The sequence below is a fragment of the Carboxylicivirga linearis genome, assembly GCF_018271995.1.
GTDB classification, from domain to species: Bacteria; Bacteroidota; Bacteroidia; order Bacteroidales; family Marinilabiliaceae; genus Carboxylicivirga; species Carboxylicivirga linearis.
Genome location: NZ_JAGUCO010000014.1, coordinates 1 through 24,613, shown reverse-complemented (window position 1 = coordinate 24,613; position 24,613 = coordinate 1). Strand labels below are relative to the sequence as shown.

General features: G+C 36.7%; 10 protein-coding genes and 3 tRNA genes. 3 read left to right on the top strand and 10 right to left on the bottom strand.

Annotated elements, in window-relative coordinates; translation table 11 throughout:
* Window positions 1-51 precede the first annotated feature (51 nt).
* The 7 genes from KEM10_RS15495 to KEM10_RS15465 all read right to left on the bottom strand — a co-directional run bounded on the left by KEM10_RS15495 (window position 52) and on the right by KEM10_RS15465 (window position 17,357).
* Window positions 52-1,404, bottom strand: coding sequence for an efflux transporter outer membrane subunit (locus KEM10_RS15495; RefSeq protein ID WP_212216942.1), 1,353 nt, complete (start codon window positions 1,402-1,404; stop codon window positions 52-54).
* Window positions 1,401-4,514 (bottom strand): efflux RND transporter permease subunit, encoded by a 3,114-nt coding sequence (locus KEM10_RS15490; RefSeq protein ID WP_212216941.1) that lies wholly within the window; start codon window positions 4,512-4,514, stop codon window positions 1,401-1,403. Before KEM10_RS15490 ends, KEM10_RS15495 begins: the two co-directional genes overlap by 4 nt.
* A 2-nt stretch (window positions 4,515-4,516) precedes the next feature.
* Window positions 4,517-5,686, bottom strand: coding sequence for an efflux RND transporter periplasmic adaptor subunit (locus tag KEM10_RS15485; RefSeq protein WP_212216940.1), 1,170 nt, complete (start codon window positions 5,684-5,686; stop codon window positions 4,517-4,519).
* A 320-nt stretch (window positions 5,687-6,006) separates the two neighbouring features.
* A complete protein-coding gene (locus KEM10_RS15480) occupies window positions 6,007-6,729 on the bottom strand; it encodes an MBL fold metallo-hydrolase (protein ID WP_212216939.1) in 723 nt (240 codons plus the stop codon).
* A 288-nt stretch (window positions 6,730-7,017) separates the two neighbouring features.
* A complete protein-coding gene (locus KEM10_RS15475; RefSeq protein ID WP_212216938.1) occupies window positions 7,018-10,101 on the bottom strand; it encodes a putative Ig domain-containing protein in 3,084 nt (1,027 codons plus the stop codon).
* An 84-nt stretch (window positions 10,102-10,185) separates the two neighbouring features.
* Entirely contained in the window at window positions 10,186-15,570 is a 5,385-nt protein-coding gene (locus KEM10_RS15470; protein WP_212216937.1) for a choice-of-anchor J domain-containing protein, read from the bottom strand.
* Window positions 15,571-15,740: 170 nt separating this feature from the next.
* On the bottom strand, window positions 15,741-17,357 hold the full coding sequence (locus KEM10_RS15465) for a helix-turn-helix transcriptional regulator (RefSeq protein WP_212216936.1): 1,617 nt from the start codon (window positions 17,355-17,357) through the stop codon (window positions 15,741-15,743).
* A gap of 329 nt (window positions 17,358-17,686) precedes the next feature.
* Between KEM10_RS15465 and KEM10_RS15460 the strand changes: the two genes are divergently transcribed.
* From KEM10_RS15460 to KEM10_RS15450, 3 genes are all read left to right on the top strand, one after another.
* Window positions 17,687-18,724, top strand: a complete 1,038-nt coding sequence (locus KEM10_RS15460) for a pectinesterase family protein (RefSeq protein ID WP_212216935.1) — start codon at window positions 17,687-17,689, stop codon at window positions 18,722-18,724.
* Between the two features lie 10 nt (window positions 18,725-18,734).
* Window positions 18,735-20,453, top strand: coding sequence for a glycoside hydrolase family 28 protein (locus KEM10_RS15455; RefSeq protein ID WP_212216934.1), 1,719 nt, complete (start codon window positions 18,735-18,737; stop codon window positions 20,451-20,453).
* Between the two features lie 319 nt (window positions 20,454-20,772).
* A complete protein-coding gene (locus KEM10_RS15450; protein ID WP_212216933.1) occupies window positions 20,773-24,108 on the top strand; it encodes a glycosyl hydrolase in 3,336 nt (1,111 codons plus the stop codon).
* Window positions 24,109-24,274: 166 nt separating this feature from the next.
* Here KEM10_RS15450 and KEM10_RS15445 read toward each other — a convergent pair.
* The 3 genes from KEM10_RS15445 to KEM10_RS15435 all read right to left on the bottom strand — a co-directional run bounded on the left by KEM10_RS15445 (window position 24,275) and on the right by KEM10_RS15435 (window position 24,596).
* Window positions 24,275-24,357, bottom strand: a tRNA-Tyr gene (locus tag KEM10_RS15445).
* 54 nt (window positions 24,358-24,411) lie between these two features.
* Window positions 24,412-24,484, bottom strand: a tRNA-Gly gene (locus tag KEM10_RS15440).
* 38 nt (window positions 24,485-24,522) lie between these two features.
* A tRNA-Thr gene (locus KEM10_RS15435) sits at window positions 24,523-24,596 on the bottom strand.
* Window positions 24,597-24,613: the final 17 nt, after the last annotated feature.

Here is a 24,613-nt window from a genome sequence, read left to right as displayed (position 1 = left end):
TCAAATGTACGTTTAATGTTTGTATCTTCCAAATAACTAGTTTATGACTCATTACCAGCCACCACCCAGTGATTTGTAAAGATTAACGTAGGATATTTTTTCATCTCGGATTGCATTGTTTAGTCTTATTTCGGCATCAAACAAAAGGCGTTGCGCATCTAGTACGTCAATATAACTTACAACTCCGTTTATGTGCTGAAGGTTAGCTAGTTTTAGGTAAGTGCGGGATGATTCTTCAAGTTTGATTAAAGAATTACGGACAGACTTAGCTCGATGAACATTCCCCAATGCGTTACTGGTTTCTTCGAAGCTTTTTAAAACCACTTTATCGTAGGTAAGAGCCTTTTGCTCCAACACAGCTTTGGCTGCCTTATGACGTGCACGATTTGCCCCGGCATTAAAAATGGGACTTAAAAGTTGTCCGTATAAATAATTATAAGGTGAGCTGAATAAGTCAGATAAAGCCTCGCTTTCGTAACCATATTCTGCCGATAACGAAATTCGGGGAAACATATTGGTAAATGCCATTCCCACTTTAGCATTAGCCGAAATAACTTCTTGTTCTGCTTTACGAACATCAGGTCTGCGTGATAATAAATCAGAAGGTATTCCAACGAGGACACTGTCAGGTAATTTGTGTTCTAGTAGGTAGGTTGATATTAAGGTGTTTTCTGGAAATTGCCCCATTAATGTTGATAATAGGTTATTCTTTTTGCGAATTGTGTACTTAACTTCCGGAACAAGGGTAAGTGTTTTCGCTAGCTCAACCTCAGCTTGTTGTAAAGGGGTTTCTGATGTTAATCCACCCTTGTAACGAAGCTCCGCGATTTTGACACCTTCTTCGCGCGATACAGCTGTTTGTTGTATAATATCCAGTTCGCGTTTGGCTGCCATTAACTCAAAATAAGTTGTAGCAACATTGGCAATTAACGATTGATAGACAGCATTTTTATCTTCAGCGGTTGCCATATAATCGGCTATACCTGCATCGCGTTGCCATCTCAGCCGCCCCCATAAATCAAGTTCCCACGATAGCTCTGCAACCAATTCATTATCTGTTTCATTAATGCTTCCGGAACTGACTTCATGTTCGCGCTCTCCTGAAATGCTGATAGATGGAAGTAAGTCACTTTCAGATATTCGTTTCAGTGAACGATATTCTTCAACTCTTGAAATAGCAATCTTTAGATCCTGATTGTTTTCAATAGCCAGATTAATGTATTTGACTAATAATGAATCGTTGTACACTTCCCACCAGTCAATATCGGCAACCGTACTGGTATCCGATAAATTGGATTGATAGGTGTCAGGCATGTTTATCTCTGGAGATTCATATTGTTTGCCAATTTTACAGCCAATAAACATGAAAATCAGAAAGATAAATATGATATGATTTAATTTCATTTGCTTACAATTTCTTTATTACGTTTTTCTCTAAACGAATAGATAAGGTGAAAGAAGAAAGGTACAAATACAATACCTATTGTAATGGCTACAAGCATACCAAAGAATACTCCTGTACCAATGGAATGACGACTGGCAGAACCAGGCCCTGATGCAAATACTAATGGAATCATTCCTAATACAAAGGCCAGAGAAGTCATTACAATGGGTCTGAAACGCATCTCAGCAGCTTTGAGGGTTGCTTCAAGCACTGTTGCGCCATTTTCTATTTGTTGTTTAGCAACTTCAACAATTAAAATAGCATTTTTAGTAGCTAATCCTATTAAAGTAACCAATCCAATCTGGAAATAAATATCATTTTCTAGTCCTGTTACCCAAATACCTAATAGAGCACCTAATGCAGCAATAGGTAAAGATAGCATTACGGCAATTGGTATACTCCAGCTTTCGTATTGAGCCGCTAAAAACAGAAATACAAAAACAATAACTAATAGCATAATGTATCCGGTTTGTCCGCCAGCTTGTTTCTCCTGGTATGATAAACCACTCCATTCCAAGCCAATATTTTCAGGCAGCTTATCTCTGACTAAATTTTCCATTAGTTGCATAGCCTGACCAGAACTGTAACCTGAAGCCGGTTCGCCTCGAATAACTGCTGCTGTAAACATGTTAAAACGTTTAATGCTACCAGGTCCTGTTGTGTATTCGAATGTTCCCAACGCAGTAACCGGAACCATTGAACCATTTTGAGCACGTACAAAAAACAAATTTAGGTTTTCTTTTTGATGACGGAATTGTTCATCGGCTTGAATGTTAACTCTATATACACGGTTAAACATGTTAAAGTCGTTCACATACATGGCTCCCAAAAACGATTTCATTGAGGTATAAATATCACCTAAAGGAATACCTAAAAATTTAGCATTATCACGATTTACATCGAAATAGAGTTGTGGTACTTCAGCCTGTAATGAGGATGAAACTCCTTGCAGTTCTTTTTGCTGATTGGCATAATAAATCAAGGTGTCTACGGCAGCTGCCAAATCATCAAAACTAGCATCACCTTTTGCCTGTAGTTGCATCTCGAATCCTCCGGAGCTACCTAATCCTGGAATTACAGGAGGTTTTGAAAGATAGAATTGTGCTTCGGGATAATAGTAAAATTCATCTTTTAATGACTGAATAATCGTATTGATTTTACCTTCTGCATCATCCCTGTCATCCCAATCTTTTAATAAAACAGTTAACTCAGATCTACTTTGAGAAGTTCCCAAACGTGGACTTTTACCTGTTACATTTTGTACATTCTTTACATATGGGTTTTGCAGAATATAATCAACAGCTCGTTGAGTAATATCAGCTGTTCTATGTAATGTTGCTCCTTCGGGTAATTCTATTTCAATCGTAAATTTACCCTGATCTTCTTCCGGAATGAATGAGGTAGGTACAACGCGGAAAAGCACAAATATCAGAATCAAAACCATCCCAAATCCACCTAACACTCTTTTGGGGTTCTTTATAGATAAATTGATGTATTTCAAATATTGATTAACACCGGTTGTTAACCAATTATTGATAGCTTGAAATACTTTGTTTTTCTTCTTGGTTTCGGGCTTTAAAAGTAAGGCGCATAATGCCGGACTTAAAGTCATGGCTACAACTGTTGACAGCAATACTGATACAACAATGGTAACTGAAAACTGTCTGTATAACTGACCTGAAATACCAGAAAGGAAACTCACAGGTACGAATACAGCAGCCAAAACCAGTGATGTAGCAATTAATGCTCCGGCCAGTTCTTTCATTGCAATGTGGGTTGCTTCACGGGCTGAAATATTCCGTTCAGCCATTAAGCGTTCTACATTTTCAACCACAACAATGGCATCATCTACCACAATACCAATAGCCAATATCAATCCCAGTAAGGTTAGTAAGTTGATTGAGAATCCCATGGCCAGCATAAAGGCAAATGTTCCGATAAGTGAAATGGGTACGGCAATGATTGGAACCAATGTAGCACGCCAATTTTGTAACGATAGAAACACAACCAACACAACTAAGAAAAGAGCTTCGAATAAGGTTGTATAAACTTCCTTGATGGATGCCGAAATATATTCCGTCATGTCAAAAGGAATATCATATGTAATGCCTTCAGGAAAGTTGAGGCTGATTTCTTCCATGGCTTCTCTTACATTCTGAGCAACCTCCAAAGCATTGGCGCCAGGCAAGAGATAAATACCTAAAATAGCAGCATTTTTATTATCCATACCCGACTCTTGACTGTAGCTCGAAGCTTCCAGTTCAACCCGGGCTACGTCTCTTAAGCGTATGATTGATCCATCGGGATTAGCACGAATAACAATTTTTTCAAAATCTTCAGCTTTTTCTAATCGTCCCGAAGTTTGAAGCGGAATGGTGATATCAGCATCTGAGATAGGTTGCAGACCTAATTCGCCGGCGGCCGATTCACGGTTCTGATCACGAATGGCACTTTGCAGGTCGGTTACCGTTAATCCAAATCCGGCCATCGCATCGGGGTATACCCAAATACGCATTGAATAATAACGACTACCTATATTAGATACTCTACCAACACCATTCACCCTTCGGATTACATCCAGAATGTTGATGGTAGCATAATTACTCAAATATATTTCATCAAATTTTGGGTCCTCGGATGTTAATGAGATGGTTAGGAGCTGAGAAGCAGCTTGTCTTTCAACATTTATACCGTTCTGAACAACTTCAGCCGGTAATCGTGATTCTGCCAGTTTAACTCTATTTTGAATGTCAACGGCAGCAATATCAGGATCGGTACCTACTTCAAAGGTAACATTGATGTTTAATGAACCGGAATTTGAGCTGGTTGATTCCATATAAATCATTCCGGGAGTTCCGTTCAATTGTTGCTCAATAGGTGTGGCTATGGCTTGCGCAACGGTGGTTGCTCCGGCACCCGGATAACTGGCACTGATTTTAACCAATGGTGGTGTTATCTGCGGATACTGATCAATGGGAAGTATAAATATAGCTATCGATCCTAAAATGACAATTAGTATAGAAATTACCATCGAAAGGACAGGTCTATCAATAAACAATCCTAATTTCATTCTTAATCCTCCAGTTTAGGTTTGTTTATCCAAATTGAATCCGTTGGGGTGGTAGGTATTATTTTTATTCCGTGTTGTAGTTTTTGAAGTCCTTCTGTTACAACTTTTTCCCATGAAAGCAGGCCTCTGTTTACTACAACAGACGATTTTAATTCATCACCTGTTTGAATAAACCTTTTTTCAACAATACTATCAGATCTCATTACAAAAACAAATTCACCACCTTTTTCGATAATAATTGATTTCTTTGGTATGAGTACTGCATTTTCAATTACGTTCAAAAGTACCTTAACCCGAGTGAACTGTCCGGGTAATAATTCCCGGTTTGGATTTGGTATTTCAGCTCTCAAAGTAAACGTTCCGGTTTTGGAATCTACCTGAGGGTTTGCAAAATCAACAATTCCTTTCAATGGGTATTCCGACCTGTCGGCTTTGGTAACCATTACAGTTGGCTGAAACGACCTTCTGGTCGTATCCATTTTGGTTAGGTTTACATTACTTTGCTGACTGTTCAAATAATCTAAGGCCGTCATGTGGAAATGAACAAAAACGGTATCAGTTTGAAAAACGGATGTTAGTAGTGAAGCTCCTTTAGATCCCACAAGGGTTCCAATATCAACCTGACGTTCTCCGATATAACCAGTTAGAGGTGACTTTACTTTGGTAAAGCTTAATTCTAATTCTGCTTGCGAAAGTTCAGCCTCATACATCATTATGTTGGCACGCTCATTTTCCAATGAAGTAATTGCATTGTCCAAATCCAACTGACTGGCTGCATTTTGCTCATATAATGGCTTTAATCGATCAACATCTCTTTTTGCTTTTGCAGCAGCAGCTTTTGCTTGAGCTAATTGGGCTTTAACACGGTTTACCCTTGCTTCATAAGGAGATGGTTCTATGGTAAATAAAACATCACCTTCTTTAACCAACTTTCCTTCCTGAAAATGCATGCTTTCAAGAAATCCATCAACTCTGGCTCTAACTTCAACTTTTTGTCGGGCAGTTAGCTGACCTACATATTCGCCGAATACTTCAATGTCTTGCTTAACAGGTTTTTCTACAATAACAATTGGGTGTGTTTCTTCTTTTTGACTACAGCTGTATAAGCCAATAATACATATCAGAGTGATGAATACTTTTGGTAAAGTATTGTTGTTAAGTTTCACTATCATTCGAGAGGTGATGAAGGTTTGCAAAAAAAAATATTTCTACAAAAATAGTATTAAAATTCAGAAATGTTTTAATACTTAGGCTACTAGTCTGATATTTCTCTTGGTTTCAGATGATTTTACTTCAAATGTTATCTATTGTTTATCCTATCGAAAAAATGATAATAAGCATATGGTTAGGCTTATAAGAAATGGATTGTTTGGTAAAAGTAGAATCTATTTACTTTGTTTAAGGATTGTGGAATGGATTTTAAAATCTTTCTTAAATAATTCAAAAAATACGATATTAACTATTAAAAGTTAAATATTAAAAAACTAAGACTCTATTGCATATCTCTTATTCTAATATCAATATCTGAGTCTTTTAGCAGGTCTAACAGTACATTTGTATCAGTATTACCAAAATGATAAGGATAGAGTATTTTTGGTTGAAGCATATCAGATGCATTGGCTACCATTTCTGGTGTCATAGTATAAGGTAGATTCATAGGAAGAAATGCAATATAAACACCTTTTAGATCCCTCATTTCTGGAATGTTCTCAGTGTCTCCGGCAATGTATACAGTTGAACCATCAATTGTAAAAACATACCCGTTTCCTTGTCCCTTAGGATGAAATGGAGTTTGATCGTCGCGCATGTGCTGAATATTGTAGGCAGGTACAGCATCTATACTTCCGAAAGTAGTTTTGAAAGAGTCTCCATTTTTTAGGTAGCTAACATTTTTAAAGTCAGATAAAACAGCATCACAAACTTTAGGTGCGAATATTTTGGTGTCTTCTTTAATTATTTTCGAAATGGCTTTGTTATCTAAATGATCACCGTGTTGGTGCGTAATAAATATATAATCGGCATCTGGTAGTTGTGAGTAATCAGTTAGCTTCGACCATGGATCGATATGAATAATGGTTCCTTTGTATTCAAGATAAAGGGTTCCGTGCCCAATAAGATGAATGGTGAATGAACCATTTTGAGTTTGAATCTGATCTTGGGCCGATAGTATATTAAAAGAAAGAAGTACGGTTAGTATTGTTAAAACATTTTTCATAGCAGTTATCTTAAATGAATACCATAAATGTATATAATTCAAAACAAAAGATAACATAAATAGTTTGGGTTTGATATTGAATAAAAAAGAGGTTGTCCAAAAACTAAATATAAAAACCACGTTAGTTTCAATCTGTAATAAAATATCACTTTATGTCACCCCTAAATCCCCTGAAGGGGACTTAAGCCTCCCTTTTAGGGGAGGTTTGGTGGGGTTAATTGAAAATAAAATTACAATTTGAAAGGTTCCACATTTGCAGAATTACTTTTTGGACAACCTCTTGAAGAATTATTTCTTAATCACTTTTATAATATCTGTTTGGCTATCGCCCCGGAGATACACGCAGTATAGACCAGGTGCCCATGACGATGCAGGAATATTTATATTTTGTACTTCACTAATGGTAGAAGAATCATACACTTTTCGTCCTGACAAATCTATAATTTCTAAAAAGTTGTATTTAGCAGTCCAAGTGATTTTTAATTCATCGGTAAATGGATTTACAACTGAGAAATTAGAATTTTCATCAGAAATATCATCAATACCTGTAGATGTATCAGTAATAGTGATGTTTGTTTCAGTAGTTGTACTTTGTAAGTTAATTACGCTTTCGGCACCCATAGAAGGAGCAGAAGTGTAAGTGATATAAAGTATGCCGCCTTCTTTAACAATCTGGCAAGTAGCTCCCCAGTTTATACCATCAGATGATACTAAATATGGTTCGGAGCAAGTAACGGTAATATCTTCAGCTAATGATGATGTTGTAATATTAACTTCGGCTACCGGTTGATTATTAACCTGGGCAAATTTGCTAAGTGCAAGAGTTGTTTCAGAAGGAGTAATAAGCGGACTTCCGACCATTACATTATCTAAAACAACACCATAGGCGTATCCTCCAGTAGCTTTAAAACCAATTACCAACTCTGCGCTTGATTCAGGTAACACTATACTTTCCATTTGCCATTCTGTAATATCTTCAGTGTAAGATGCCAATTCTTTCCATTCTTCATTGTTTGAAGTTTTATAGTAAACGCTTAGCATATCCTGATCACCTAACCAGTTTTCCTGAACATGAGCAAAGGATAAAACAGGATTTGAAAGTGATGTAATATCCATTGTTGGAGTTACCAGATATGATACATTGGGGTTGTAATCTTCTGTACGGAATATCATATTGAATTCACCGTCAAAAGAAGTGTCAGGGTGCTCGCTACCATTGTTCCCTCCGGTTTGATTTGTCCATTTAAACTTACCAGATTCTACTTCTTCAGACCAACATGAAGGGAAGCCGTATTCAAAGCTTTCAATAAATGGAAAACTTGTAACGGTAACACATTGTACATATAACTGGTAATCAATGGAAGCAAAACATCCATTTTCATCAGTTACTAATAAAGTAATATTGAATGTGCCAGCTTCCAATGGGGTACCTGCTATTTCTCCTGTTTCACTATTCAAGTCAACTCCTAATGGAAATTGCCCTTCTGTTGTTTCGTAGTGAGCAGCATCTGTTGTTGAATTGCTAATGGTTGCCCAAACAGAATAAGGCTCATTGTAAGTGGCAATGGGTAATTCCGAATTATCAAAAATAAATTCTGGGCAACTAGATGCGATAACACTTAGGTAAAAGTTTGGAGCTAATGGATTAGTTAACGAAATTAATCCTGTTTGATGACCTATTGTAGATGGCAAAAAACGCACGTACAAAGCTCCTCCGTCTTGAGGCAGCGTAGCTGTTTGTGCCCAAGTTTCATTGTTGGTTGAAACTTCAAACTCATTGTCGGCAGTTATGCTAATAATATCATTCAGGTTATGTCCTTCGATAATTACTTTGGTAGCACTTCCTGCTACACCAATAACATCCGATCCAGTCAGCTCGATTTTTTGAAAGGCACTGCTAATGCGTGGTGATGATGGATTAAGAGCTGTACCAGCCAGAGTTTCAACACCTAAATCCAAAGGATCGAGCCAGGTTTTCATTTGTGTGGTTTCATCAGTTCCATATTGATCCCAGTGATACCATAATTTACCATAGTAGTTGCTTCCCGATGTATAAGAACAAGTTGAATTACCTCCTGTAAGAGTTCCAACTACAAGATGATCACTATTGAATAATGATGAACCAGATGATCCTCCTTCAGTAACAGAATGTCCGTGTTCGGTTTCAATAAACTGTAGGTTCCAGTGAGCATTGGTCGCACCGTAAACATCTCCGGGCCAAGTTCCTTCGTAATATGTTTCGAAAGTTGATATTTTTTTGATGTCGCCGGCTGGATGGTGAATACCAACACCTCCACCTTCAGTTACTATATTACGTCGATCCCATCCATTGTAATAAACATCCCAGTCTAAAGGGATATCTTCTGATAACTCTAATAAAATTCCATCTGAACCACCTTCTAAAGGACTGGCTACTCGTAAATAACAACCGGTAATAGTATGGGTGTTAACAGGCTCTTCATCTTCGCAGCCCGATGCTTCATAATTAAAAGTAAACTGCCAGGTTGATAAATCCTGCTCTGTTGATCCTTCGTAACAGTGAAAGGCAGATAATACATAAGGAGTTAAATCCTGAGCAGTGTTATTCACCACATTACCCGAACAAACATACCATCCGGGACCCGAAGCTGCATTTGAATTATACATCAACATCTGACAAATTCCTTTTTTCTCAGTTTGCCAATCATCACCTTCGCTACAATTAATATTTATCATACAAGAAGATGATTCACCCACTTCGGTTTGCATTCCAGCTGAAGCAGGAAATCGTTTGATAACTACATTATCAAAAACATACCCGATATTGTTGATAGAAATTACTGGTATGTTATCAAAATCGTCATTTTCGATAAGTTGATTGTGTTTGTATGGCGATATATACTCTAGAATAATATCGTCTCCTGCTACCATTTCGGTCGAAAAAGCCCCTGAAGTAGGATGCGTATCTAAAGTATAGGCACCAATCACATGCGATTTATCTGCATTGTAAATAAATAATTCGGCCTCTTGTGGAATGTAAAAGTTATCGTAGGATAATAAGATGGCTAAGGCACCTTCGGCTTTTAAACGAAGCTGCCACATTTCGCCACCGTTGTCTAATGATGTCCAGGTACCTGAATTATCCATGTCGTATGATACAGGAATTGCTTTTGCTATGCAAGGAGGGGTATTAGACTCTTTGCGGCTGATTCGATTTTCAGCTTTTAATTTCTCAACATTCAGGTTAACGCTTACATTGGTAATCTCAGGCAATGGTTTTGATTGACTGAAACTAATGGGTGTCCCACCAAAGCTAATTTGTGCGTTAGTTTGACTCAGAAAAGAGAACTGAATCAGAAAGGCAAAAACCAGCATATTTCGTAATGTATTCATCTATCTTTTATTTTTTTTTTCTATTTAAAAGTAAGGTAGTTAGGGAAGAGAAGAGGCTGCTCTCAGTCAGCCTCTTCGATATTATTAGTACACAGCTATTTTTGAAGAAAGTTCCATGTTTTCAACAGTAACTAAATAGATACCTTTTGATAAGTATCGTATTTCATGATTGTTGTTGCAAACAAAAGCATCAACCTGTACTCCATCGACCGTGTAAATTCGAATGTTTTTACCTTGCAGATCTTTTACTGTTATTTGACCTTTTCCGCCGATAATTAATCCTTTTTGAGTCGCCTCAGGATTGATTCCGGTTGAAATATAATCAACAACAACAATGTTTGATATGGCTGATTCTCCTTTATCGTAACTTGCATTTACAGCATAAGAATAAGAACCATTAGTAGCTGGAGTGTCATTGTATGTTGTTTCAGTTACTAACTGGCTATTTACTTTTTCGCTGTTACGATAAACGTTGTAGCCTAATAAGTTGTATTGACGTACTTCAGCATTTAACGGAATTAATTCAATATCATCAATCATCAATGCAAAGCAAGCCGAAGTATGGCGAATAGCAAAATACTTAGCATCTGCTGGTAATTGAACGGAATAGTAGGTCCAGTTTATGGTGATTAGTTCTTGACTATCAACTAAAATAAAGTCTTCAACAGCATCAGATGTGGATGATGCCCAAACCTCAAATGTTTCGTTGCCATAATTGGTGCTTGGTTGTTTTACCCAGAAGCCTAAACGCGAACCTTGAGTAATTTCTTTCGAAATTAGCCAATCGTTATTTTCCGGATCAACAGGAGATTCATCCGAAGCTAAAACACCTGCCGACGACCAGCTGATCATACACTGATCACCCGAATGAGCCGATAAAAATTGGCTGTATTCTTCAGCACCTGCATCAACATAATTCCAAATCTGGAAAGCCATAGGAGAACCTGCATTTTCGTATTCTAATCCTGTTAAAACAGCGGTATACTGACCATCGAGATCAACGCTTTTCCAATCACCAAAATTATTGATGGATAGCGAGGTGTAGTTTTCGAAACTTTCTACTTCAGGAACCAGGTAATCGAGGTTAGGTGCGCTCCAGTTAAGTACAACATCACCAGATGTCATTGCACTTAAATTGTTAACAGAAGGAAGATCTGTAACGTCAATATTTACGCTTAAATGATTGCTGGTATTGTTCGACGTAATCTGATCGTTGCTGTAGTTGACAGTAGCTGTTAAGTCCCATGTGTTACCAGCTTCGGTTACCGATGGAGTTAGTTTGAATGCGATGTTTGCAGCTTCTTCTGATGCCAGATCAACACCTTCTTTGGTTTCTATTAACTTACTTCCATTGTATAGTGAAACAGTGTAGTTGGTTCCAACAATAGCATTTGAGCCAACATTTTGAATACCTATTGAATATTCAGCTTCTTCACCAGCAACTAAAGTTTCTGGTCCAGAAACACTTGTGGCTGATATGTCTTCAGGAAATACGCAATAGATATTAATGTTATCCATCAATAGTGCCTCGGCGTTGGTATAAATGTATGCATAAATGCGAATCTTAATGTATTCAGCCGATTTATAAGCATCGAGATCATAGGTATGTGGTGTCCAACCGTCGCCATCATTTAATGGAATTTCTTCTGTAAGCATTTCAAATTCATTGTCATTCGCAGAAATTTCGAGGTAGACAACAGAATTTTCGGTCGCTAATTCAGGGCTTTGATATAACCAGAAGCGTAGTTTGTTACTTGCCACATTCTTTTTGTATAAAGTTACTTTAGGTAATTCGGCATATCCAGTTCCGTTACCATATGGATTATGGAAAAACAGCATGCCTTCATCGTTATCCTGTGGATTAACCGTTAAACCATCTAAGGTTCCAACCTGACTGGTTGATGTCCACTCTGAATAAGTAGTACCAGCTATTACCCATGGTGAAGTTGTTGAACTCATCTGGCTGAAAGATTCATGATAAGGTACAGCGTATGGAGTTCCAAGCACTACATGATTTATTACTGCTTCGGCTTCATAACCATTTAATACAGGGCTAACAGCATAATAAAATAGTTGCAACTCATCAGTAATGTTTTCTTCCATACTACAGAACGTATCTGAAATATTTTCTTTTACAAGATTGAAAGCACCTGAGTTAGCATCGTATAAATAAATATTGTAAGTTAATGAGTTGTAATCGATGTAACCATTGTTTTGTCCTAATGGAGCTGTCCAACTTATTGTTGAATTAGCATTGTTGGCATCGGCTTTAATGTTGACATCAGTTAAGGCCACTGGTAAATCAGCACCCACAAAAACAGAATCTAACACAGTTTTTCCTGTTCCATATTCGTTTTGGGTAATAAATGCATATTTAACGTAACCTAAAGGTACATTTGAATCAGTCCATGTTAATTGTTCGCCCGGAGAAGGTGCTTCAAATGATTTAAAAGGCATTGCCTCTGACTCATGGAAGATATCAATTTTAGAAATAGATTCAACCAGGCCTCCATTGTATGCTTCAGTTGGAGCATTAAAAGTAATGGATACACTTCTCTCACCTTTTTCATCAGCTTTTAATACAATATTTTGTACTGTACCTGGAGCCATGGTTGAAGCCATCTCTGTTATTTTGATATTAAAAATATTAACAAAGAAATACCAATAGTCTTCACCAGGAGTCATATGAAGAGCTGGAACAAAGTTTCCTTCCGAATCAGTTGAGAAAAGAACTTTGCCATTAGTCATTGAATAAACTGGTTCAGTAGAGAAACTATCGACCACATTTTGGCCGCGAGTTCTTGCTGCCGTACCTAGAGTTAGCTCAAATGATCCCAGTCCATATGTTGTGTAACCCATCGAAAATTCGTATACCGTATTTGCCTTCAGTTTTATACTTGGTAAGAATACCCATTCGTTCGCTATATTGCTCCAGTTGGCACCTTCTAAACACTGTGACCAATCATTATAACTCCAGTTGCTGGTTTCTGTTGCCAGGCTCAGGAAAGTAAACATATCCATTGATGACTTGGTGTCGAAAGTCTCAGAGTAAGGAGGTGTAAAAATACCAAGAAACTCAGTAGTACTTTCGTATTCACCTTCGCCGGAAGCATTTGAAGGAACAACTGTATAAGTATTGTAGCCAACAAAAGGCACATTTTCGTCTAACCAACTTAAGGTTTCGCCGGCAGTAGAATTAGTGAATGTATGTATACTATTCGAAAAGTCATTATTTCGGTAGATATCTATCTGAGAAATTTCAGAAAGAGTTTCATTATTCAGGTTAACCGATGGCGCTGTAAAAGAAATGGTTGCTTTTAAGTCGAGATTGGCATCAGGTGTAACCGTTAAATCGCTCACTTTAGCCGGGGCTTCAAAGGCTCCAATTTTATCCAAGCTTATATCATCGATATACAATCCTGTACCGGTTACTTTAGCCGAAAAAGCATAAAAACCGATGTGGTATTTGCCATCGGTAGCAACTGAAAATTCTACTATTTGATCAGTGTATTCATAAAAGTTGATTTCAGCATTATTCCAAATTTCATTGGTAAATGTTTCAATATCAGATGGAGATGTTCCAATAGCAACTTTCATGCTTTCGATTGAAGGCGACCACAATGCCTTGGTTGAGAATGTAAGTTTATATTTTACATTGGCTTTTAGTTCAAAAGCAGGAGTAATTAACCAATCATCTCCATCAATATCCTCATTATAATTAGGCCAGTAAGCAATTACATCAGAAAGAAGTTGCCATGTGTTATCATCTCCATTATTATCAATAATGTTGAAATACTCTAATGAGTTAGCATCTTCAAAAGTTTGCGTATAAGGAGGTTTAAAGCCATCACCGTAAATGATTTCATTGGTGGTAGCAGTTAAACCCATCTTGTCAGATCCATTGTACGCTGTAATCTGATATGAATAACGAGCCATAAGCGATGGCATGGTTTCAGAAAAAGAAGAAGTAGTGAGATGGTTGGCAACAGTTACATTATCCGGTAAACGAACCACAGTATAATATAGTAATGATGGATCGATGTAACCTCCATGACTTCCTTCTGTTGGAGTGTCCCAACTCAATGAGCTAGTTCCCTCATTAATGCTATAACTTAAATTTTTAACAAGATCAGGTGTGTCGTATCCAATGTATTTAGTAATAGATGATATTGGGCTTACTCCAACACTGTTTGATGTAATTACAGAGAATGTGTGATTTTCGTTTGTTAATGTGTAAGGAAGGTTAACTACCGAAGCAGGAGCTAGCTCCTGTTCATCAACCACAATGCCATCTATTTTGGTAATAACATTCAGGTTTTCATTTAAATCAATTCCAGAGTAGGTAAGCGATGGAACTGTAAAATTGATTGTACCGGTTAAAGCACCATCATATTCGGGCGTAATTGTCAAATCACTTATGGCAGCTGGTGCTTCATCCATTGCTGATGTTGATTTAGTGAATAAGCCCACCATTTGCTCATTATTCTCAAATGTAAATAAGCGCGAGGCTTCACCAGTACTTAAATCAACCGTGTACATATGTGATCCTGTATAGGTCATGGCACACCATAATAGCTGACCTGTGTGCCCATTGTATACCGCCGATTGAGAGTAATTGGCCGGATAAACACCTGTGGCACCCACTAAAGTTGGTGTACCATCTGCTTTATCAAGGGTGTAAAGATTACCGTTAATGCCAATACAATAAATTGTTCCATCTGGGGTGGTTGATAACGTAAGCGGAGTAAAAGAACCTGACCAATCGGCTAAGTTGTTAAATGTAAATGATGCAGTGTCCAAAGTTGCCCAGTTAAACCCAGTCAGCTCTTCGTTGTATCGAAGAGCAAAAATATTATTGGTTGTCGGGTCAAAAGTCATAGTGCTGGCCATGTCTTCATATCCGGCATCGTCAACAATGTAATTTCGCTCTGTTTCCCATGTTTCGGTATTTACCACGAAATAACCAATGCCATTCAATGCACCAAATAACGTTATAGGATGGATGCCATAAAACTTATTGTTGGCATATACCCCTGCATTACAGTTTAATCCTATGTTTTCGTAATGTATTGTGAAATCAGTATTTTCATTTGCAGAAAACGAATAAATCCCGTAAGGTATATCATAGATCGCCAAATCAGACCATGTATCGGAATAAATCATGTTTGAATACAATATTTCGTCACCCAATTCTTCGGCAAGTTGTAACGAAACATCATTTTGCATTTTTCTAAAACCTATTTGAGCCTGTTCAAATGGTGATGGAGGAAGAGGTTTATAGGTTCTCAGGTATATTTCCGAATCAAGAGGTTTCCCTTTCATCTTTTCAGGTGATACTGGTACCATCTGCTTTCCTTCTCGAACAGATTTGATTAGAGCGGGTGAACTCTTATCTAACTTTTGTCCGAAAGATTTAAATGATAAAATGGCAAGGCAAATTATCATCAACATACGTAGATTCTTTCGCATAATTTTTTGATGTTTAATTGTGTAATTAGGTGGATTAATTCGGTATTTAACTCAGAAATAGATTTATGCGAAAATAGAGGGTGCCTGACTTTTATAAAAAAATAATCGTTTCTGATTCTTGAATCGGTGAAACAAAACAATTAAAATAGGGGGGTGTGGGTTATGGTTTATTACTTTTTTTCCTTTTGTGCCATATTCTGATAAAGGGAAGGAGTAATTCCGGTTGTTTTTTTGAATGATAGTATAAAGTTTGATTGCGATTTAAATCCTACACTTTCGGCAATGGCTTTGATAGTATAATTTCCGTAATTTTGGGTGTCGATTAATCGTTTTCGCGAAAGCTTAATGCGGTATTCGTTGATAAATGTCCGGAAATTAACATTGTAGGTCTCATTAATTATTTGCGACACATATTTGGTGTTGGATTGAACCAGATTAGCCAATTCAGCCAAACTAAAATCGGGATTGCAGTAATAAGAAGAGGTTTCCATTATGTGATTAATCTTATGGAGCAATGCGTTTCTTTGTTCTTCTTTTAATCCGGTTGTTTTGTTCTGATCTTCAATATCTCTGCCATGTTCTTTAAGTCCCAGAATTATCTTATTGGCTTTAAGGTACTTTTCTTCAATATTGATTAATTCTTTGTTGCGTTCAAATATATCGTGATAAGCGCCTTGTAGTTTTCTTTTTTGTATTAATAACAGAACAGATAAAGTAATTAGTATAATTAAAAATGAAATGATGATAGTTAATATGAGTTTTTGCTCAGATATAGTTGTTGTAAGTTCGTTAATATAACTATTGCTTTTGTCTTTTTCATATGCTGATTGTTTGCTTCTGATTCGATTGAATTCGCGATTATTCATCATTGAATCAGCCAGAAGTACATATTTTTCCTGATATGAAAGGGCTTTATCTCGCTGGTTGGTTTTGTTATACAGGCGCGACAGGGTTTTGTAACTGTCAACCTGCATGTAAGTATATTGCTCTTTTTCCGATAATACTCTGTATTTCTCAAGGTAATAAATGGCCGAATCCAGTTCGTTAGTTTCTTCGTAAATTTTGTAAATCTCAGAATATGATGCAGCTAAAAATTTAGGGCTCATTCCAGGTTTTAGGGCATACTCGATAGATGTTTTATAATGAAGAATAGCTTGTTGTAACTTATCTTCAGCCAGAGTAATAAAACCATTGTTTAACGAGTAATAATAGAGTTGTTTTATGGTGTCTTTCAAAGGAAGCTCCTTTGCCATATTGTTATAAACCTTTGCCTGAGGTATATCTTTTGTATAACAACACATGGCTGTGAGATTATTTAAAAAGAACGATTCCAACTCTACATTCTTAGTCTGTCTTACATATTCTAAGCCTTCATTATAGTAGATAAATCCTTTTTCATGATCTTCAAATACAGAGTATATATTGCCGGCATTTAAATATAGGTTTGAAAGCAAATCAGCATTATAATCGGTGGACTCAATAATTTTTATGCCCTTGATAGATGCATCTAATGATAAGTTGTAGTTGCCTTCACCAAAATAGATCTTACTTAATTTTAATGCAGCATAGCCACAAAGGTTGCCTTCATCTATTGTTAACCCATTTTTATAGCTGTTTAAAACAGATGAATAGCTAGCTTTTGCCAAAGCTGTGTCAGAAACATTCAATGCAGAATCAGCTTTGTTAATAAGTTTCTGTTTGATACTATGTTCGTTCGAGGAATCAGGTTGTGCTTTAGAAATTAAAGTCCCTAATAAAAGAAGTGAAAAAAGTACAAGTTGACGCATATCGCAAAGATAACCATTATATGATAATGTGGTTGACTTGTCAAGAGAATGAATTTTTCTTTTGCATCAGATTTGTGATATTGAATAATGAAAAAATTACACTTCAGATCTTATTATCAGTTTCTTTTAGTTTGATAACTCTTAAGGATGAATAGTAAATGTTCAATTTAGCAAAGAATTATAGGGGGTAAATTAACTAAAAGAGGTGGAAAATTTTATCTAAAAATACTTAAAGTGAAGATATACAGAGTAAAAGCGTAAAAAGGCATATTTGGAAGTATAGATGATTTTTGCCCATATTTAAATTAGATTTCCCGACTTTGAAAAATATGGATAACAACTTTACATACCTTCAACAAGGAGAATTCACTTTTAAAACAATTCAGATTCGAGCAGTTTTGGTATTCTTACTTTTCATTTCTGCTAAATCCGTTTTTGGATGTGCTAATCAATTCGATTTTGTTGTGGCTACTGATGGCAGTGGAGATTTTATTAAGGTGCAGGATGCCATTAATGCTGTTCCTGACTTTAGGAAAAAGTGCACTACTATTTTTATAAAAAATGGTGTTTATAAAGAGAAGCTAGTTCTACCTGCTTCAAAAAATAATGTGTCCTTTATTGGTGAAGACAACAAAAAAACCATCATTACTTACGACGATTATGCTTCAAAAAAGAATTCGTTTGGTGAAGAGATGGGAACAACTGGTTCATCAGGATTTTTTGTGTTTGGTAACGATTTTACTGCCCGAAATATAACTTTTAAGAATTCTGCCGGACCGGTAGGGCAAGCTGTTGCGGTTCGCATTGATGGTGACAGGGTGATATTTGATAATTGTCGTTTTCTGGGTAATCAAGATACTCTGTATCCGCATGGAAAAGGAAGTCGTCAGTATTATAAAAACTGTTATATAGAAGGAACCGTGGATTTTATCTTTGGTTGGTCGATTGCTGTTTTCGACAATTGTGAGATCTTTTGTAAAGAAAAGGGATATGTTACGGCTGCATCTACTATTGAAGAACAGGAATATGGCTTTGTATTTCTGGATTGTAAGATATTGGGAGACGGTTCTGAAGAGAGCTTTTATTTAGGAAGACCTTGGCGTCCTTATGCTAAAACCGTTTTTATCAACTGCTATTTAGATAAACACATAAAACCAGAAGGATGGCATAATTGGGGAAGCGAAGAGAAAGAGAAGACTGCATTTTATGCTGAGTATAGCTCCATAGGTCCGGGTTCAAATACTAATAACAGAGTTGAGTGGTCGCATCAATTATCAGAGATGGATATGGAAAAGTATTCTTTAGATAATATTTTAAAAGGGGCTGATAATTGGAACTATCTCTCACAACTAGAGGATGTAAAATAAAACTAATAATATGAAATCTTATAAGTTACTGTTGAGAATTCAATATCTGTTACTTGCAACAGGTTTATTAGCAGTGAGTATTACGGGGTGTTGCAATGCCGAAGAAAATAATGAAGTCTGTAAGGAATTGGACATTTATGGCAATCTGGAATTTGAAATGCCCAGAGTTAAAGAAGCAACATTTCCTGATTACTCAGTTAGTATCCTTGATTTTGGGGCAGTGTCGGATGGTTATACGGATAATTCAAAGGCCTTTTTTGATGCAATTTATGCAGTTGCGGGTAAGGGCGGAGGTAAAGTAATAGTGCCTCGAGGTATTTTTGTCACTGGTCCTATTGTATTGAAGAGCAATATTAATTTGCATGTAGAGGAGGGAGCAGTCATACGCTTTAGTCGTAATTTTGATGATTATCCTTTGGTAGAAACCAGTTTTGAAGGTTTGAATACGTATCGGTGCATGTCGCCTGTTTACGCTAAAGATGTTGAAAATATTGCGTTTACAGGAGGTGGAACTTTTGATGGTAACGGTGATGCCTGGAGGCCGGTTAAAAGGAGCAAGATGACGGCTAATCAGTGGAATGGATTGTTGAAATCGGGTGGAGTATTGAGTGATGATGGCAGTATTTGGTATCCTTCAGCTAAATCAAAAGCAGGTGATTCGCGTGATAATTTTAATGTTACTAAATTTGATACGAAGGAGGAATACGAGGCAGTTCGCGATTTTTTAAGACCAGTACTGGTAAGTGTGGTAAATTGCAAGAAAGTACTGTTTGATGGTCCTACCTTTCAGAATTCACCAGCCTGGAATCTTCATCCTTTAATGAGTGAAGATGTAATAATCCGAAATTTAAATGTACGTAATCCTTGGTACTCGCAAAATGGTGACGGATTGGATTTGGAGTCATGCAAAAATGTCTTGATTTATAATAATAGCTTTGATGTAGGAGATGATGCAATTTGTATCAAATCGGGTAAGGACAAAGACGGACGAGACAGGGGAATACCAACTCAAAATGTAATTATCAAAAACAATGTGGTGTACCATGGGCATGGAGGTTTTGTTGTGGGTAGTGAGATGTCGGGAGGTGTTAAAAATATTCATGTCTCCGACTGTGTATTTATGGGCACCGATATAGGCTTGCGTTTTAAAAGTACACGTGGGAGAGGAGGAGTAGTTGAAAATGTGTATATATCCAATATCGATATGATTGATATACCGGCAGAACCCATTCGTTTCAACTTGTTTTATGGCGGTATGTCGCCCATACCCGATGATGAAAACAAAAAAGTTAAGAAAGAAGATCAACCAGAGATTGTTCCAGTATCAGAAGAAACGCCTTCATTTAAAAATGTATTTATGGAAAACATTACGGCCAATGGCTTTGGTAATGCGGCATTTTTTATGGGATTACCCGAAATGAATTTGAAGAATGTGCATCTGAAGAATGCTGTTTTACGAGGAAATAAGGGAATTGCCATTGTTGATGCTGAGGGTATGTTATTTGAAAATGTTAAAGTAGTAGCTGAACAGGGGGCCTCCTTGTCCATCTATAATGGAAAATCTATTGATATTAATGGTTTTGAGTTTACTAAAAGCGATGTGGAAGCCATTAGTATTATGGGAACATTAACCAGCGAGATAAGCATTAATAAAAAAGTGGGTATGGAAGTAAAATCGGTTACAAAGGTTGACGATACTGTAAATAAAGATCAATTAATTTTAAGATAGTTTTTTTAGATTTAGCTTTCTAAGACCGTTGTGCTAATATAGTACAGCGGTTTTTTTATTTTATTTTCTAAAGAAATTAAAAAAATACAAAAGTATTATTTAAAAAATATCTTATCGAAACGAATTCTACAATTAATATAAATTTTTAAATAGTTATTATGTGTTGTTTTTTCAATTGTAAATTAATTAAAATAGAATGTTTTAAAATCGATTGATGCGTTTGTTAATGAGTTTATTATAAAAAGTATTTCTTAACTTAAGTATTGATAAAGAGGTTACCCTGCCTCTTCTATAAATTAATTAACAAATCAAAAGTCTTATGAAATTAAAATCCAATTTAAGATGGAAAATTCCTATGTGGGAATTAAATTTGAAGCTATTAGCTAGCTTTCTATTTCTTATTGTTTGTTTTGCGCAACCTGAAACCATTGCACAGAATGATGTAACAGACCTGTATTTAACCAATGCAGGATTTAATATTAATTGTAACTACCTTGTGGGAGGCACTGAAACTGTAGCAACAGCAGATCCTGCAAATACACATTCAATTGATGGATGGTCATTAACTTCGGCTTCAGCCTGGAGTGCTGCAGCTACATTTGAATTTGGCTGGAGTGGTGATTTCAATGGAGTAACGATACCATCTTCTGGTTATGATGGTGCCAATGGAACAGGTCAGGGAGCTATAGGATTAACTGCTGGTTGGGGTGGTGATCTTGTTTACAATCAGGAAGTAATATTGCCTCCTGGTCTGTATGAAATACAATTTGCTACTGCTTTTATGGGAGCTAATGGTATTGCTGCTAACCTGAATGGCTGGATTGGCAATGATGGAAATAATTCTTTTTCAGGATTACATACAATAGCTGTATTAGGTGCCTGGCAAATAGATACTGTTCCTATCCGCATTGTATCTCAAACTACTGGCATTATTCAGGTAGGAATGAGACCTTATCAATCAGGATCAACATCTAATGCCAGAGTATTAGTTGATTTTATAAAATTGATCAGTTTACCGGTTGATAAAACAGAGCTGCAATTTTTGGTGGATTCAGCAAATGTTATGCTTCTAAATCCTGAACCTGTGCCGGAAGGATCAATTGTTTACGAAGATTTGCAAACAGCAATGGATGATGCTCATCTGGTGTTAGATAATGGGGCCTCTTCAGTAGAAGCAATTTTAACAAATGAAGATATTTTAATGTATGCTATTGCAAATGTGCATTCAGATATCTTTGAAGCAACCTTAACGACTTACAATAATTATACTGCGACTTATTCTTCTCTAGTAGATGAAAACATAAAACTAACAGGTTCGGGCCAGCTTACACTAACATCAGCTACAAGTCCAATGATTAATAGTGCCATTGATTTGGCTTCGCCAGATGCATGGGTATATTTTGAAAATATGCGTCCGGCTCAGGTTATTTCTAATTACTTAAACAGAATTAAGGCAAATGGTGAAGATGCGGTAGTTGGTACCAATATTAGAATAATAAATTATTTAAAAGGAGCAATGGTAATAGCTCATTCAAGTACTTATGCGGCATTAACTGTGTTTGATGGTTCTAATCAAAGTGGTTCTTCTATGGATCTTTATATTAATCAGTATTATAAGTCTGTGGAATTAGGGGCTATGGTTGATAATATTGAGTCGTTTGTACTGAAAAGAGGATATATGGCCACATTTGCCAGTAATGAGGATGGAACAGGAAGCAGTCGTGTGTTTATTGCTGACGATAGTGATGTAGTTATTGATCTAATGCCTACAGGGCTATCTAATACTGTTTCAATGGTTGTAGTCAGGCAATGGCGGTGGACGATGAAAAAAGGATGGAGAGGTAGTTCGTATGATGCCGATCGATTTAACTGTGGTTCTTACTATGATTACAATAATACAAGTTACGGGACACCGGATTTGGAATTTGTACCTATGCGTCATAATCCAAACTGGAATGCATATAGCAATTTCCTTGATAAATTTGGAAGTACACATGCTCTTTATTATAATGAGCCTGATAATTCAGTGGATGACGGATATAGTACTGTTGCCGATGCGATTGCTAATTATCCAAATATGCTGGCTTCAGGATTACGAGTAGGTTCACCGGCCACAACTGATGGTGGATTGTGGTGGTTATATGATTTTATGGATCAGTGTGATGCCTTAGGTTATAGGGTTGATTTTGTGGCGTGGCATTTTTACAGAGCCAATTATACTGCTCAGCAGCTATATGATCAATTGTTAGCAATTCATGAACGTACCGGGCGCCCAATCTGGATTACAGAATTTAATAACGGTTGCAATTGGACCTACGACGGTAATGAACCTTCAGAGGAAGAAAATGCAGTTGTTATTCAGGAATTTATTACGATGCTTGAAAATGCTCCGTTTGTGGAACGATATTTTGTATGGGATGGATGTAATGAATCTCTGAGAATGACAAATTATGATGGTACCTTGAAACCTGCCGGTATTGTTTATCGGGATCAAGAGTCTTCAATGGCATATACTGAAGATTATTATAACGATTGTGAACCTGCAATTATTGATCCATGGGTTCAGATCAATGGAGGATCGTGGAATGCAACCACAGATGTTGTTGTGAATGCAGGGGATGAAATCAGATTCGGACCACAGCCGTTTGAGGGAACATGGAGTTGGACCGGATGTGGTACTTCAGGAACTTCGCGGGAACAAGTTATCTACCCAACAAGTTCTTGTTCAGCTACTGCCACAAATACTTCATCATGTGGTGCGCAGAGTAGTGTAACTTATAATATAACTGTTAATTCGTCGAATGTCTCACCTACTGCTGATTTCTCCTTCTCTATAAATGATTTGACTGTTGATTTTGATGCCTCAGCAAGTTTTGATAGTGATGGAAGTATTATAAATTACCAATGGGTTTTTGGTGATGGTAATACTGGTGTCGGTCAAATAACAAGTTATACCTATTCTAATAGTGGAGATTACACTGTAACACTAACCGTAACAGATGATGATGGTGCAACAGGTGAAGTTCAGAATTTGGTTTCTATTTCAGGAGGTATAGCTAATACAATGTACGTTGAGAGTATCACACTTGGTCTGATAAGTCAAGGGAAAGGCAAATATACAGGAACAGCAACAGTTGGAATTGTTGATAATAATGGCAATGCTGTTACTAATGCAACAGTATCTGGTACTTTTAATGGCTCTTTAAATGAAACTTTATCAGGTGTCACTGGTTCAGATGGATCTGTTATAATGGAAACTAGTTATTCCAAAAAAGGTAGTAATATTGATTTTGGGTTTTGCGTTGATGATGTTACTCATAGCAATCTCGTTTATAATTCGGTTCTCAACAATGTTACTTGTTCAGGTGTTCTAAAGAGTTCAATAAATGACAATTCTATAGATGAGGAAATAATAAGCGGTATAATAGTTTATCCTAACCCTGTAAAAAGCGAATTAAATATTAAAATTTCAGATGATTTATTTAATAATCCTGAGATTATTATAAAGAATGTTCTTGGGCAAGTGGTTTATCGCAAATCCGACAATAATAGCCAGTTAATTCAAATTAATTTAGATGAATTAGCTGATGGAGTCTATTTTGTTATAATTTCTAACGGAATATCTGTTGTTAATAAAACAATAATTAAAGAATAAGAGGTTATAAATAATATATCTAAGGGCTGTTTCTGTATATAAGGAGATAGCCCTTATTTATTTTTTGGATAGATATAATTAAAAGAATAGAAATGTCCCTATCTACTGATAGAAGTAAAAAAAAATGTTTTTGTTTTTTAGAAAAGTGGATGCTAAAAGAAAAGAGTGGGGAGAGCAGGATTCGAACCTACGAAGACATAAGTCAGCGGAGTTACAGTCCGCCCCAGTTGGCCACTTTGGTATCTCCCCATTGTATTCAATATTTTTTGAAGCATTCGACTTGCCATTTGCAAGTGAATAAAGAGCGGAAGACGGGGCTCAAACCCGCGACCCTCAGCTTGGAAGGCTGATGCTCTATCAACTGAGCTACTTCCGCATTGTGCAATTTACTTTCTACTGCTCTAAAAAAAATAGAGCCGCTGGAGGGACTCGAACCCCCGACCTGCTGATTACAAATCAGCTGCTCTAGCCAGCTGAGCTACAGCGGCAGAAAGTGGGGAGAGCA

Coding starts and splice junctions, on each gene's coding strand:
- KEM10_RS15495 (WP_212216942.1), bottom strand. CDS start 1,404: ATGAAATTAAATCATATCATATTTATCTTTCTGATTTTCATGTTTATT.
- KEM10_RS15490 (WP_212216941.1), bottom strand. CDS start 4,514: ATGAAATTAGGATTGTTTATTGATAGACCTGTCCTTTCGATGGTAATT.
- KEM10_RS15485 (WP_212216940.1), bottom strand. CDS start 5,686: ATGATAGTGAAACTTAACAACAATACTTTACCAAAAGTATTCATCACT.
- KEM10_RS15480 (WP_212216939.1), bottom strand. CDS start 6,729: ATGAAAAATGTTTTAACAATACTAACCGTACTTCTTTCTTTTAATATA.
- KEM10_RS15475 (WP_212216938.1), bottom strand. CDS start 10,101: ATGAATACATTACGAAATATGCTGGTTTTTGCCTTTCTGATTCAGTTC.
- KEM10_RS15470 (WP_212216937.1), bottom strand. CDS start 15,570: ATGCGAAAGAATCTACGTATGTTGATGATAATTTGCCTTGCCATTTTA.
- KEM10_RS15465 (WP_212216936.1), bottom strand. CDS start 17,357: ATGCGTCAACTTGTACTTTTTTCACTTCTTTTATTAGGGACTTTAATT.
- KEM10_RS15460 (WP_212216935.1), top strand. CDS start 17,687: ATGGATAACAACTTTACATACCTTCAACAAGGAGAATTCACTTTTAAA.
- KEM10_RS15455 (WP_212216934.1), top strand. CDS start 18,735: ATGAAATCTTATAAGTTACTGTTGAGAATTCAATATCTGTTACTTGCA.
- KEM10_RS15450 (WP_212216933.1), top strand. CDS start 20,773: ATGAAATTAAAATCCAATTTAAGATGGAAAATTCCTATGTGGGAATTA.